Source organism: Corallococcus sp. CA047B, assembly GCF_003612065.1.
In the GTDB taxonomy this organism is placed as follows: Bacteria; Myxococcota; Myxococcia; order Myxococcales; family Myxococcaceae; genus Corallococcus; species Corallococcus praedator.
On the sequence record NZ_RAWD01000017.1, the window covers coordinates 46,610 to 61,443 of the forward strand.

The following is a 14,834-nucleotide window of genomic DNA, read 5'->3' on the forward strand; positions in this document are numbered from 1 at the left end:
AGGCCGCGTCCCGCCGTATGCTCGCGGGTTGGAGGCGCCCGATGGGATCATCGTGGGGGGAGACGCTCACGCGTCTGGATGCGCTGCTGGTCCAGGTCTGTGACCTGGAGGAAGCACGTGCCTCGAAGCTCCGGGGTGAGGCGGAGGGGGGCTGGGACGCGGTTCGCGCCACCGTGCGGACGCCCTCCGCCGAGCTTGCCTTCAGCACGGCGCTCCCGGAGACGCCGCTGTTGGGGACCTCGCCTCCCCTGCCCTTCGCTCGGCTGCGGGCGTCGCTGCGGCTGGAGGCCGTGGAGGAGGAGGCGCTGCTCGTCCTGCTCGCGGCGCACCTGGAGCCGCGCTACCCGCGCCTGTTCGCCGTGCTCCAGGACGACACCGCCCAGGGATGGAACGTGGAGCGGTTGCTCTTCACCGTCCTGGGTCGCACGCCCGCCCGCGCGCAGCGGCTGCACACGTCGCTGACCGAGAGCGGCCTGCTCGTCGGCGGGGGGCTGTTGCAGACGGGCCTGGGCGCCTTTCCTCCCCTGCTCCGCCCCGTGGACCTGGCGCCGGAGGTACTCGAAGCGCTGCTGGAATTGCCCCGGCCCTCCGTCCTGGGCGACATGCCCCTGGAGTGGCACGACACGGAGCCCGTTCAACCACCGGATCCGCGTGGCGCCGGTTCCTTCGCCGTGGTGCATGGCGAAGGGGAACGCCTGGGCGTGGCGCTGGACTTCGCGTCCCACGCGGGCACCTCCCTGGTCGTCGCCCGCTGGGCCGGGGCCCTGGAGTCCACCGGGGCAGCGCGGGCCCTGTGGCGCATGGCCTGCGTGCGCGGGGCCGTGCTGGCCGTGGACCTGGCCGGGTGTGAGCGGAGTCTCGCGCTGTCCGTCACGGAAACCCTCTCAGGGCTGTGTTCACGCTTCGGGGGCCGGGCGCTGGTGATGTGTGATTCCGCCCAGCCCGTCGCCGTTCCCCACCATGAAGCGCCCGCCCTGGGCTTCACCCAGCGGCGCGCCCTGTGGCGCGAGGAGGCCCTGGCGCGGGGTCTGTCATTGGACGAGGCCGACGCCGGACGTCTGGCTTCCAGCTTCCGGGGGGGACGGCAGGAGGTTCGTGCCGCCTTCGAAGCGGCCCCCGGGGGGGAGGCGGAGGCGCTTCGTGCCGCCGCGTCCCGGCGGGTCCAGGTGCCGCTGCGCCATGGCTACCGGCTGGAGACGTCCCGGACGTTCGCGGACCTCGTGGTCCGGGACACCACCCGCGAGGCCCTGGAGCGGCTGCTGTTCTACGTGGCCCAGCGCGACCGCGTCGCCGAGGAGCGCGGGCTCCTGCGCCGCTTCCGGCTCCACACCGGGCCCGTGGCGCTGTTCTCCGGCCGCTCCGGCACGGGCAAGACGTTGGCCGCGGAGGTCATCGCGCACGCCGTGGGCCGGCCGCTCTACGTCGTGGACCTGTCCCGGCTCGTCAGCAAGTACGTGGGCGAGACGGAGAAGAACATCGACGAGGTCCTCACCCACGGAGAGCGCTCGGGCGCCGTGCTGTTCTTCGACGAGGCGGATTCACTCTTCTCCGCCCGCACCGAGGTCAGCAACGCCAATGACCGGTTCGCCAACCTGGAGGTGGGCTTCCTGCTCCAGCGCATCGAGCGACACGACGGCCTCATCATCCTGGCCACCAACCTGCAAACGGCCATCGACGAAGCCTTCCTGCGCCGCTTCCACGCGCGCATCGAGTTCCCCTTCCCCGAGGTCGACGAGCGCCGCCGCATCTGGGAGTTGATGCTTCCCCAAGGTGTGCCGCGCGAGGGAGCGCTCGACCTCGCGGGGCTCGCCCAGCGGCACCGGCTGGCGGGCGGGGACATCCGCAACGCCGCCCTCAAGGGCATCTTCCTCGCGGAGCAGGCCGGGGCGCCGCTGTGCCAGGACCACCTGGAGCGCGCCGTCGCGCTGGAGCTGTATGAGCTGGGCCGGCTGTCACGGCGCCCGGAGGCGGAGAGCCCCGGCGACGCGGGCACGCGCCTGCGCCGCGTGGCGGAGGTGTTCCAGGAGGCACTGGACACGCAGCTTCGCCAACACTTCCTCAAGGAGATCCACATCCTGCACGGCTCTCCCACCCGGGAGGCCCTGGCGGGAAAGCGGCCCGCGGTCTCGCTCGCGCTCTACCGGCTGGCCGTCACGCAGAGCGGGGCCCTGCGCCTGGGCGTCATCGTCTCCGCCTGGTCCAACCGCGCCGAGGAGGAACACGAGCTGCTGGGCGTCCTGCATGGACTGCTCACGCGCGGACTTCCCCATGAGCTGGATGGTCGCAAGCTCACCCCCCGCGTGCAGGAGAGCTACGACTTCGACCTCCTCCATCGCTTTTGGAGCAGTCACGGACATCCCATCCGGGCCTCCCTGGTGCTGGACGTGGAGATGACCTAGCGTTTTCTTCACTGATGGTGCGGGGGGACCGTGCGCATCCGTGAACAGGGTACGAGGGCGTCCATCAAGGCCGCGACCCGGAAGACTTCCGGACGCACCCCTTCGTCCCCGCTCCCCCGCAAGCCGGGCGTCGTTCCCCGGGGGCCCGCGTCCTCCAACCCCGCCCGGGAGCTGGCGTCCCGCCTCGCCTCGCTGAAGGGCACGGGCCCCGGTGTCTCCGGTCAGGTGCTGCGCGACACGGCGCGCGACCTGGGGCGCCGGGTGAATGATCCGGCGTGGCGGACGCTGAGCGGGCCCCGCTCCCACCTCTTCGACCCATGCCCCGCGCATCCTCCCGAAGTGGGCCTGCTGTCCGAGCCGGGCGCCCTGGATGCCGAGGCGGGCATCGCCGGACTCGCGCCCCAGCCGCACACCGGGCTCGCGGAGGCGGACGGTGCCGCCCAGGCCCCCACCGTCGCTGCGCAGGAGGAAGAGGCGCGACGGCGCGCGGCGGCCCGCACCGCCGTGCTACCTCCTGGCTCCGCGGAAGAACTCGCGGACACCGCCGCGTGGCTCGCCGAAGCCCGGGCCCGTGCCGACGTCTCCGCGAGCGGTGCGACGCTCGATGGCGCGACCGCCGTGACGGGGGCCGGTGCCGACGTCTCCGCGAGGGGTGCGACGCCCGGTGGCACGGACGCCGCGGGCCTGGGCGGCAGCACGTCACCGGCTGCCGCTTCGGACACGGACACCACCGTCGATACGCCGGGCGTGGGCGGAGAGGAGACCACTCCCGAGCCGCCCCCCACGCCCCTCGAAGCAGGACCCGAGCCCGGGAGCCTGGGCGAGGTCGCCAGGCTCGACACGGTCTTGAACGTGCTGGCGGGACGGGGCGACGTGCGCATCACGATCCGCCCGGCCGCACCGGGCACGAAGGGACCCACGCCCGCCACGAAGCCGCCCCTCCCCCAACCCGACGCCACCGCCGACACTGGCCGCACCGCCGAGACGCCTCCCGCCGTCTCCGCGGAAGTCCCCGCGGCGGTGGCGGCGACGAAGCAGCTGGCCGAGGCCCACGCCCAGGGCGTCCAGGGCGTCCAGAAGGGCCTCCAGACCGCGCCGGATACCAGCGGCGTCCTCCCCGCCGAAGCCACGACGCCCGCCGTGCTCCCGGCGCCTCCTCCCGAGCCCATCGCGGAGGCGCCCGCGACGGTCAGCCCCGCGCCGGGGCCGGGCCCCAGCGCGGACGAGGGCGCCCTGGCGGCATGGAAGGGCCGCATCACCAGCACCACCGAGAAGGTCCCCCAACCCCAACTGCCTCCGGCGCCCCGCTATACCTTCAAGGTCCAACAGGCCGCGGTGGACCCGAACGCGGTCCGCGCCGCGCGGCTCAAGCAGCTTGAGGACGAAGGCAAGAAGGCCATCACCCCGGCGAAGCAGCCGAAGGACCTGCCGGCCATCCCGGATGATCCCACCGGCAAGGCCTCCTCCCTCGTCGACGCGAAATGCGACCGCAAGCTGGAGGTCCGCGAAGCCACGCTCCCCGACCTTCAGAAGAGTCCGCTGGGCCACGTGCCGGAGATTGGCGCGCAGCTCATCCGCGACGACGGAGGGCACCTGCTCATCAAGGGCCCGCTGGGGGACCTCGTCTACAAGCCCGGCGGTCCCAAGCCCACCGACCCGGAGAAGCTCAAGGACTGGACGCTCCTCGAGAAGAAGATCACCGACGCGGCCGAAAAGCAGAAGAAGGCGAAGGTCGCCCCCAAGGAGCCCGCGAAGGGCGTCACCGTCATCGAAGAGGCCGCGCCCGCGCCCATCAACGTCCCCGACTTCGCCCGCGTGGACATTGGCGATGTGCTGGCACGCCTGCTCGCCGCCCCGGACCGGTACGCCGACGCCTCCGTCCAGAAAGCCCGCGAGGCGTATGTCACCGGTGGGCTGGACACGTCCTGGGGCGTGGGCCTCATCGCCGCGGAGCGTCCCCTCTTCGCCGCTGAACTCCAGCGCATCGCCGACGCCGCGCAGATCAAGAAGGAGGACCTGGACGCCAAGGTCGAGGCCCGCCGCAAGACGCTCGTCGATTCCCACGAGGCCACCACCGCCACGCTCAGCAAGGCCCACGAGGAGGCGAAGCAGAGCCTGGAGGAGAGCGGAAAGACATTCAACGATTCGCTCGCCCGCGTGCGCGCCTCGCTGGATGCCCAGGCGGAGGCCAAGGCCGCCGCCATCAAGGGCGGCGTCGACCTGACCGAGGCCCGCCGCAAGCGCGACGCGCTGCTCGCCGCCGTCGACACCAAGGTGGACAGCTGGGTCGTCCGGTACGACCAGAACGGCAAGCGCTTCAAGGAAGCCTTCGTCAAGGCCGCGAGCGACCAGATGCGCGCGTACGAGCTCGCCGCCCTCCAGGACGAATGGCAGCTCAAGAAGGACGCCGGTGAGGATCCGGCGAAGCTCAAGGCCGCCACGGAGCTGTACCGCCCGACGAAGAAGTGGCTCGACGACCGCCGCAAGGAGATTGGCGCCGTCGTCAGCAAGGCCAAACGCGACATCGACCAGAGCGTGGAGCGCTACCAGGACGAGCTGCGCCGGGCGGGCAAGGAGGCCAAGGAGGTCATCCGCGACTGGCACGCGAAGCAGATCGGCTACGAGCGAGGGTTCTGGGACCGGCTGCTCGGCTGGATCATCGACTGGCTCGACTCCGCCCACGACGAGAGCAAGGCGTGGGAGGCCGCGGTCTCCGCCGAGAACAAGACGTCGCTCGACAAGAACATGCTGTTCCTCGCGGAGGTGCGCCTGCGCCAGGGCGAGGAGCTGGACGCCGAAGCCCTCAAGAAGCGCCAGGACCTGAGCGAGGAGCAGAAGGCCATCCTCGTCACCTACTACGGCAAGGGCGGCAAGGACGCCGTCCAGGCGCTCGCGGAGGGGCTGGCGGTGCGCATCGCCGGCCAGCGGCGCAAGCCGCTCATGGAGGCGCTGGAGAAGGAGATCCTCGCCGCCACCGACCTGGACCGCGTCCGCACGGTGGTGGAGGCGCAGAAGCCGCAGTTCAGCAGCGACGCCCTCAACATCGTCGGGAAGGTGGAACAGGGCGTCAACCACACGTGGGGCACCGAAGAGAAGAAGATCTTCGACGCGCTCGCCAACCTCACCCCCATCCAGGGCCACTACGTCGAGCTGCTCTACGCGTCCCGCAACGGCGGGGAGAACCTGCGCGAGCGCCTGAAGAGCGAGCTGGACGACTTCTTCAGCACCAGCACGCACGACTGGGACAAGGCGGAGGCCCTGCTCTCCGGCAACGCCGCCAAGGCCGCCGCCGTGGAGCTGGACGACGCGATGCACGGCACGTTCCTGGGCACCGGCCTGGGCACGGACGAAGCCGCGATCCTCACCCTGCTGCGCGGCAAGACGCCCGAGCAGGTCGACGCCATCAAGAAGGCCTACAAGGAGAAGTACGGCCTCGACCTCATCACCCAGTTGGACGACGAGCTGCGCAGCGGCTCGCTGAAGACCCACGACGCCGACGAGATGCACGCCCTGGTGGAGGGCCGCACCGAGGACGCGCGCGCCATCGAGCTGGACCGCGCCATGCGCGGCTCGTGGTTCTTCGGCCTGGGCACGGACCGCGCGGGCATCGAGGCGGTCTACGACCGCGTCCGCAAGGAGACGGAGGCCGACGCGCAGCAGTACGGCTGGGACTCCAAGACGCTGAAGGCGGAGCTGCTCAAGCGCAACAAGGACATCGACGCGGCCTACGAGCGCCAGTACGGCAAGGACTGGACCGGGCGCGCCTCGGGCGAGAGCGCGCTCAGCGCCGCGTACCGCGACGAGATGGGCGGCGATGAGCTCAAGCTCATCGAGGGCCTGCGGGACGACAAGGGCCTGCAGGTCGATGCCGCGCGCATCCACATCGAGCACACCAGCTTCTTCTACGCGGACGACACGATCATCCGCACCGCGATGTCCGCGGAGGGCCGCCGGCAGATCGCCGACGAGCGCCGCGACGGCTACCTGGACATCCAGGAGCGGATCGACATCGAGCGCGGGCTGGACGAGGCGAAGGTCAAACCCGCGAGCGAGGGCCCGCTCACGGACGCGGACCGCAAGAAGGGGCTCATCAGCGAGCTGGAGTTCCTGGAGAAGTGGAGCCCGGAGAAGCTGCAGGCGCGCCTCGCGAAGGAGCGCAAGAACGTCGACCTCGCGGCGAAGGCCCATGCACAGGAGCACGCCCAGGCGAACATGAAGGCGCTGGCGGCGGAGTACGACGCCAGCTACGTGACCGCCGGCTCCGGCCAGATGACGTTCGAGCAGGCCGTCCGCTTCGACACGTCCGGCGCGGACCGGGACGCGGTCGACGCGCTGCTCGCCAAGGGCTACCTCACGGACGCGGAGGTCGTGCAGTTCGCGGTCCAGGGCGTCGGCACCGACGAGGACGCCCTCAAGGAGGTGCTCGCGGGCAAGAGCCGCGAGGAGATCAACGCCATCGCGGAGCAATGGGCGAAGAACAACCCGCCCGACGCCGGCGACACGCGCACCCCGTTCGAGCGCTTCCGCGCACGCATCGAGTCGGAGCTGAGCGGGCGCGAGGCCTTCGACATCCTCGACGTGGTGGACTACGGCGAGGCCGTCACGCCCCGGGAGAAGCTGGCCCGGGCGAAGCGCCGGGAAGGCTTCGAGTTGGATTCGTCCAACATCTTCTCGCGCTCGGCGCTCAAGATTTTGCGCGACCAGACGGCCACGCTCGACGCCGAGGTGGCGGCGCTGGAGCTGCACGAGTCGCGGCGGCCGAAGCCGGGGGACAAGGACTACAACGCGGACACGCTGCGCAAGTGGCAGGACGACTGGGAGAAGAAGGCCGCCCGCATCGACCACCAGGCGGAGCTCTCCGACGAAGCGGTGACGATGCACCGCGAGCACGTGGACACCGTCACCGACTTCGTCGTGACCATCGCCACGGCGGCGGTGATGGCGATCGCGGTCGTCATCGGCGTGCTGCTGAGCATCTTCGCCCCACCGGCGGGCGTGGGGTTCTGGGCGGCGTTCGGCTCGTTCATGGCCAGCTCCACGGTGCTGGTGGGCACGGCGCTGGCCACCGTCGCCGTGACGATGCTCGCGAAGGCGGCACTGAAGGGCTCCGCCTACGGCTGGGAGGAGGCGGCCACCGACGCGGGCGTGGGCGCCGTGGACGTCCTCACCTCCGTGGCGACGGCGGGCATGGGCTCCCGGCTGCTCAAGATGGGGTTCCTGGCGCGCATGGCCGGCGAAGGCGGAGTGATGGCGCGCATGACGGCGCACGGCCTGGCGCAGGGCGCCGAGGGCCTGGTGCAGTCGGTGCCCTCCGCGTTCCTGGGCAACGTCCTCAACGATGAGAACTACAAGGGCGGCAACGCGCTGCTCAACGTGCTCGCGGGCACCGCGATGCAGGCGGCGCCGGGCGCTCTCATCTCCGGAGGCCTGGGCGCGCTGGGAGGCATCTCCAAGCCCCGGGCGCCCCCGCCGCGCACCCACGATCTGCTCGCCTTCCGGGGCACGCCCCAGGAGCGCCTGACGCTGTTCAAGAAGTGGAAGGTGGAGAACCCGGCGGGGGGGATGAAGGAGTTCCTGCGCGAGTTCGACGACGGCCTGCTCAAGCAGATGTCCGGCGACTTCGACAAGAAGCAGCTCCAGCGCACGATGCGCAAGGAGCTGCTGGAGCACGTGCCGCCCGCGCAGCGCAAGGCGTTCGCGAACACGCCCATCGAGATGCTCTCCAAGGAGGACTTCGAGGCGCTCACCGGCAGCAAGTCCGCCGAGGCCGTCACGATGTTCCGCCGGGGCAAGCCGACCATCGTCTTCAAGGCGGGCGCGGACCTGGCGGCGTTGGGCGAAGAGGGCCTGCACCTGCTCCAGCGCCACGACAAGGCGACGCGCGAACTGGTCCAAGCGCTGGACGAAACGGCGCTGCGGCACTGGGACCGGCTGCCCGTCGAAAAGCAGTTCGAGCTGTACCGCAAGAAGCTGCGGCTGGAGATCGACGCGCAGGAGTCACTGCTCGCCTCGCTGGAGGCGAAGCGCGGCGTGTCCATGGACCCGGGCGAGGCGGCGCGCCGCATCGAGCGGGGGGAACGGTCGCTCGGAAACCTGCGCAAGCGGCTGGGAGAGGTGGACGCCTTCACCCCGTCGGAACTCGCGGAGTTCGGACAGGGTACGCGCACGAAGCCCCAGTACCTGAACGAACCGCCGCGGCTGTTCAGCAAGAAGGAGCCCCCCGTCCCGCCCCAGGCTCCCGAGCTGCCCGAGGCCAAGGCGCCGGAGGTGAAGCCAGAAACATGGCCCCAGACCTCCCAGGTGCACCCGAACCAGGACGTGGGCGCGTACTCCCTCAAGCGCCCGGAGGTGGACGACCCGAACATCCAGACGCTGGAGCGCACGCCGCTTTCGAAGGAGCAACTCAAACGCACCACCACGCCGGTGGGAGCCGGGGAGTCCCTGGAACAAGTCGGCCCCGCGTGGGAGGAGCTGAAGTTCGACCGCAAGCGGCGGGTTTCAGAAAAGCGCTACTACCGACTGGTCGAGAAGACCAACGCGCAGGGGCAGAAGGAGCTGTTCGAGGAGATCCTCTCCGCGCGCAAGAGCCCGCGCTGGGAGAAGCGCGGCGGGTTCGTCAACAAGGAAGGAGGCGAGCTGGAGAAGGGCGCTTCGCGCCGGATGACGGAGGACATCCTGGGAGACCGGCTGGGGCCGGGCAAGGAGTTCCAGCGCGTCACCTTCAAACCCAAGGGGGAACAGGGCAGCGGCTTCGACGAGCTGTTGTTCCAATTCGATGACGGCGTCAACCCGACCCGCGCCGACATCCACATCGTGGAGGTCAAGGGAGGCAAGCAGGACCCCAAGTTCCGCAAGTTCACCTCGGTCGGAGAGAACCTGCTGAGCAACATGGAGCTGTTGCGCGAGGCGCTCGACAACGAGAACTGGACCCGTCTCCACCAGTTGAGCCCGACGCACGTCGCGAAGCTCAAGGATGCCATTGACCAGTGGCGGGTGCAGATTGAGCTGCGCATCGGTCCCAGGACGAAGATGCCTGGCAAGTCCCTGGCCGCCCGCATCGATCGCGTCGCGAACGCGTGGCGCAAGCTGGATCTCCTCGCCCAGAAACTTCCACCGGGGATCGAGGACCGGACGCTCGTCAAACAGCTCAAGCGCGACCTGAAGGCGTCCTTCAAGTCAGGACGTGTCCCGGAGGTGGAGAAGGCGCTCCAGGCCGTGGAGGACGCCCTGGACGGAACCACCCCGGGGACGGGGATGTTCTCGAAGCATGGCATCGACCCGGGGCCCCGGCCCCGCCTGGTGCGGGGCTTGGATCCCACTGCGACCGCGGGCGCCATCACGCGCATCGACGCGCGCTTCGAGCGCCCACCGCCCGTCGTCATGCCGCCGACGGGGAGCGACGTGGCGAACGCCGCGACGGGCCTGGGGGACGTGCACCGGGTGCGGACCGTCGTCCCGGGAGTCGGGGTGCTGGGCTGGGGCGGCTTCGACATCAGCCTGTCCCAGCAGTGGTCGGCGCGAAAGTTCATGGAGTTCGAGCGCGTGCAGCTGCGTGAGATCCGCGACCGGCTCAAGCAGATTCCCGAACTCGATCCGAGGAAGTTCAGCTCGCTGCGCCCGTTGGAAAGGGAACAGGCGCTGCGGGAAGCGGCGGAGATCACCCTGGACGCGTTGGGCATCCCCAAGTCGAGGCGGCCGGACATCCTCTTCAAGAACCTGCGCGGGGACTATGGCTACATGAGCTGGAACTTCCGGCGCCTCAGGAGTGGGCGGCTGAGGCCCTACCGGAAGCGGGGCCGGCTGGTCATCGCGACCGGGCTGTCGGTGGGCGACGCCGTTGGCACCATCGTCCACGAGAGCCGGCACTACTATCAGGCGTATCAGGCGTACCAGTTGTCGCTCGGGCGCTCCTCGCACCCGCTCGCGGGGGCGTGGGCCGGAAACCTCCCGGGCTCCGGAGGCGCGTACTTCCAGGCGGGCGCGCGCTATTATTCGCAGCCGATTGAAGCGGACGCGGAGACCTTTGGTCGGCGCCTCATCGACCTGCTCCCGGGGCGCTGGCCCCCATGAGGACGACTCGCCATGCGTGGTCAACCATCGAGAACAGTCACCTGCTACGTGTGCGGCTCGAAGTTCACCGTGCACCAGAAGCTGGTGGTGACCCGGCGTGAGACGCTCACGCTTCCGGACCCGGACAAGTGCCCGTTCTGCGACACGCCCCTGAAGACCATTGCCCCGCTGGACGAGGGCGTGGCCAAGGGGCTGGTGCTCACCGCGGCGGAGTTTCCGGAGGAGAAGAAGGCCTACGGAACGGCGGAGGACTACCTGGAGGAGTTCACGCTGACCGAGCAGGACATCGACGCGCTGGTGGAGCTGGCGCAAGGGTTGGACTGCGCGGAGTGGGCCCGGGACAACGAGGAGCGGCTCAAGCGGCGCAAGAACCCGAGCGTCCAGGCCGTGTCGCGCTTCCTGCCCAAACTCCAGGCCCAGGTGGAGAGCGGCGCGCTGCCGGAGCGGTTGCGACAGGCCTCGGAGCACGTCAAAGAGGAGTACCGCGCGCGACGGAAGCGGCACCTCGCGATCTTCGAGCGACGCAAGCAACAGGGATGACGGGCGAAGGAGGACGCATGGCGGGCCAGCCGAACGACAACCCCAGCACCTGGAGCGCACTCTTCGGCTCCGGGGGCCGCGAAGGCGCGGACGCGAAGGAGACGATCAAGCTGCTGACGCCCTCCGTGTTGGCGAACGCGAATGCCCCCGTGCGGGAAGCAGGCCCCCTGAGCAACACGCTCAGCCGGATGCTCGTGCTGTGCGGCCCCACCGAAGGCCGGGCGCTGGCGGAGCCGCTGGCGCGACTGGCCGGCCCCGCGCTCCAGCAGGTCGCGGAGGACTTCGACGACCTGCGGCCCGAGCAGGTCGTCAACGTGCTGTCGTTCGTGAACGCGATGGAGTGTGCAGGGCAGGTGGACGGGCTCCTCGCCCGCGCGCCCGTGGAGTCCTGGCTGGAGGCGCTGATGAAGGCGCGCCGGACGCTGCACGAGGTGCTGGCGTACCGCTGTGGCCTGGTGTCGCTCGCCCAGGGGCTGCCGGAGCTCGCGGCCCGGTTCGTCGGTGGGGGAAAGCTGCCCGAGAGCTTCACGCCGGGACAGACCTTCGGGTTCAACGTTCAGGGCTTCGTCCGCTACCTCGCGACGGCACAGCGGCGACAGGCACGGGCCGAGGAGGTCCGCCCGGCGTGGGAGACGTTCGCGGAGGTCTTCCCCATGAAGCGGGCCGCGGACACGCTCGACTGGAAGGACCTGCTCTGGGCGGCTCGCTCCTTCCACGTCGGGTTCGAGCACCGGCCGGTCGCGGAGGTCCTGGAGGCCGTGCACTCACGCGTGAAGCCCGCGTGATGCCCTCCCCTACCCTGGTCGCCCGGCCGGACTTCACCTTCGAGGCGCTGGACCGCGTGCTGGAGGGGCTGGGCTGGTTCCTCCAGTCCGAAAGCCAGACACCGCCGCTCATCCCCGGAGAACCGGAGCTGGCGGTGTATGTGCATCGCGCGAAGGGCACGGAGCTTCAGTACTCGTTCAACCCGGTGGTGAGGCTGCGGGTGCTCCAGCTCCACGGGCGGGACGCGGTGGAAGGCTGGAACGCGGTGCGGCGGCAGGTGCCGGTGCTGGACGCCCCGGCGCTCGCGGCGTTGCTGGCGTCGCGGGAGACGAAGGACGTGTTGCTGGGATTGCTCGCCACCGGGGAGCTGCGCGAGCGTTCGTCGCTGGAGCGCGTGGCGGCGCTGCGCTTCCATCCGGAGGAGAGCGTTTCGCGCACCGCCGAGCGCGTGCATGCGCAGCTTGTTCCGGCGGGGGTGCCAGAAGCGTTCCAGGTGCTGGAGGCGGAGAAGCGGGCGCATCCGGAGCGCTCCGTCCTGTTCGCGCACCTGCCGGGGGAGGAGCAGCGGCGGCAGGTGCTGCGCTGGCTCATCCAGGATCATCCGCGATCCAATCCGCACATCGACGCGGTGTTGAACTCCGCGCTGGTGGATGCGGACGCGGAGGTGCGGGTGACGGCGGTGATGACCGCGGCGCGGCTCCAGGCCCGTGCGGTGATTCCGGCGCTGGTCGCGGCGAAGATGCCCACGTCCACGCGCGAGGGCGCGGATCCCCGGGACCGGCTGTTCTATTCAGGTCTGCGGGACCTGGTGGCGGGGGTGCTGGCAGGACGGCCGCTGCCACCGGAGGGTTCACCGAAGCGGGAACGGATGGCGCCGCTGCTGCGCGCGCTGTCAGGGCCGGCGGAGGTGCTGGATGATCCCACGCTGCTGCTGCATGCGCTCACGACGCCCGTGGACCCGGGCAGTCCGCCGCAGGCCCTGCCCGAGGCATTGGTGGCGCATGAGGGCACGTATCGGCTGCGGCGCTCCGGGCTGGAGGCACGATGGGTGCCGGCGGTGGAGCACTGGCTGGGGACGGGCGCGACGTTGCGGCGGGTCCGCTCGCCGGGGTTCTTCGTTGCGCGGGTTCCGGTGAGTCGAGCGGCCGCGGCGTGGACACTGGCGGCGGCACAGGGACCCATGGGGACGGCGAGCGCGGACGCGGAGGAAGCCGCGCCTTGCACGTGGGCCCAGGCGGAGCAGGTGTGCGCGGCGCTGTCACGGATTGAGGGCGTGGAGCTGCGATTGCCTTCCGGTGAGGCGTGGGAGATGGCGGCGCGCGGTCCGGATGGCCGGCTGTTCCCCTGGGGGAACTCGATGCGGGACGACGGGGCTTCGCGCGCTTCGCCCTGGGGCGTAGCAGGGCTGGTGGGTTCGCTTCCGCAATGGGCCGTGGATGAGAAGACGAACGGACACCTGCTGTGCGGCGGGCGGGAACAACCGCTGTGCGCATCCAGGCGCGACGTGGCGGAGGCGGACTCGGCGGTGCTCGGCGCGGTGCGGTGGGTATTGGCGCTATCGCCTTGAGCCAACACCAGCACAGGGCGGCTGGAAGTCGCGCCCTGCGTGACTGAAGCCCCCAGGGGCGCCGCGACCCCGCCGGCGCCCCCCGGGCGGAGGCTCAGGCGACGCGGGGGAAGTCGACCTCGGTGCCGGCCACCACGTTGAGGTAGTTGGTGAGCACGTTCTGCGCGACCGCCGCCACCACCTCCACCAGCTCCGCGTCACTCAGCCCCGCCTTGCGTGCCTGTGCGAGCTGCGGGCCCACGTCCGCCGCCCGCGTGCGGGCGATGGCGACGGCGAGGTCCAGGATGGCCTGCTCGCGGGGGTCCGCCGAACGGCCGGTGCGAAAGCCACTCAGCTCATCCGCTTTCACCCCGTGCCCCTTCGCCAGCGCCGTGTGCGCGGAGAGGCAGTAGGTGCAGCGGTTCAGCTCCGCCACCGCGATGGCGATGGCCTCCTGCGTGCGCGGCGACAGCTTCGCGCCGCCCATGGCGTTGAAGTAGCCCGCCACGGCGTCGAGCGCCGCGGGGGAGTGGGCGAAGGTGGAGAACATCTTCGGAACGGTTCCGAACTTCGCCTTCAGGGCGGCGAGCGTGGGCTCGGAGGCGGCAGGCGTATTCGCGGGGCCAACGGGGGCGATGGTGGGCGTCGTCATGGGTTGCTCCTGGGGACAGCGGGGTGTGCGGCCAATCGAATGGTATCGACTCGATACTAAATGCGCCCACCGACTCCGCTTGTCAACTCGGTATCGACACGATACCTTCATGCCCATGGCCGGCGACCGCCTCTATGCGTTGCTCGAGCGACTCGGGAACCTGCTCCGCACGGAGGAGCGGGCGGCGGGGCTGCCACATGGGCTGCAGCCGGTGCACCTGCAGGCGCTGCGCTACCTGCAGTCGTGCAACCGCTACAGCAACACGCCCGCGGCGCTGACGGAGTACCTGGGGCTCACCAAGGGCACCGTGTCGCAGACGCTCCTGCTGCTGGAGGAAAAGGGACTGTTGCGCAAGCAGGCCGATACGGAGGATCGGCGCGTCGTTCACCTGCTGTTGACGGAGGCGGGCCGCGCGGTGCTGACCCAGGCCCTGCCACCCGAGCTCTTCAAGCGGGCCCTCACGGAGCTGCCCGGCGAGGGCGCGGCGCTCGAAGAGGCGCTCACCGGGCTATTGCGCTCCCTGCAAGCCGCGAATGCCCAGCGCAGCTTTGGCGCATGCGGCACCTGCAAGCTTTTCCAGCGAGAAGGCCCGGGGCGCTTCCGCTGCGGCCTGACGCAGGAGCCGCTGTCACGCGAGGACAGCCAGCTGCTGTGCCGGGAGCACGAGGTCATCCCCCCAGGCCACTGACGCCCGGCCCGAACCGAGTGCGCTGCTCAGCCGGCCTTCGCGGTGAGCTGCTGTGAGGTGGGTGGGAACAGCCGCCGTGCTCATCCAAGCGCGACGTGGCGGAACATGAAAGGGGTCGAGGCAGTCCTTGCAATCGAGCGGGGCCCCACCCGTAGGGCAAGGACTTCCCTGCCC

General features: G+C 70.5%; 7 protein-coding genes. 6 read left to right on the plus strand and 1 reads right to left on the minus strand.

Annotated features, from left to right (window positions below; all coding sequences use genetic code 11):
• The first annotated feature begins 41 nt into the window (after positions 1 to 41).
• The 5 genes from D7X74_RS05105 to D7X74_RS05125 are packed head-to-tail and all read left to right on the plus strand — an operon-like array spanning position 42 to position 13,341.
• Positions 42 to 2,399: an AAA family ATPase gene (locus D7X74_RS05105; protein ID WP_158622188.1), complete on the plus strand. Its 2,358-nt coding sequence runs from the start codon at positions 42 to 44 to the stop codon at positions 2,397 to 2,399.
• A gap of 30 nt (positions 2,400 to 2,429) precedes the next feature.
• Complete coding sequence (locus tag D7X74_RS05110; protein ID WP_120531783.1) at positions 2,430 to 10,469, plus strand: hypothetical protein; 8,040 nt, start codon at positions 2,430 to 2,432, stop codon at positions 10,467 to 10,469.
• A gap of 12 nt (positions 10,470 to 10,481) precedes the next feature.
• Entirely contained in the window at positions 10,482 to 11,009 is a 528-nt protein-coding gene (locus D7X74_RS05115; RefSeq protein ID WP_147444150.1) for a hypothetical protein, read from the plus strand.
• Between the two features lie 17 nt (positions 11,010 to 11,026).
• Positions 11,027 to 11,794, plus strand: coding sequence for a hypothetical protein (locus D7X74_RS05120; RefSeq protein ID WP_120531785.1), 768 nt, complete (start codon positions 11,027 to 11,029; stop codon positions 11,792 to 11,794).
• Positions 11,794 to 13,341, plus strand: a complete 1,548-nt coding sequence (locus tag D7X74_RS05125) for an SUMF1/EgtB/PvdO family nonheme iron enzyme (RefSeq protein WP_120531786.1) — start codon at positions 11,794 to 11,796, stop codon at positions 13,339 to 13,341. Before D7X74_RS05120 ends, D7X74_RS05125 begins: the two co-directional genes overlap by 1 nt.
• Before the next feature lie 94 nt (positions 13,342 to 13,435).
• Here D7X74_RS05125 and D7X74_RS05130 read toward each other — a convergent pair whose 3' ends face one another.
• On the minus strand, positions 13,436 to 13,972 hold the full coding sequence (locus D7X74_RS05130; protein WP_120582115.1) for a carboxymuconolactone decarboxylase family protein: 537 nt from the start codon (positions 13,970 to 13,972) through the stop codon (positions 13,436 to 13,438).
• Between the two features lie 109 nt (positions 13,973 to 14,081).
• Between D7X74_RS05130 and D7X74_RS05135 the strand changes: the two genes are divergently transcribed.
• The gene (locus D7X74_RS05135; RefSeq protein ID WP_199741766.1) at positions 14,082 to 14,660 is read left to right on the plus strand and encodes a MarR family winged helix-turn-helix transcriptional regulator; all 579 of its coding nucleotides are present in this window, start codon (positions 14,082 to 14,084) and stop codon (positions 14,658 to 14,660) included.
• Positions 14,661 to 14,834 lie beyond the last annotated feature (174 nt).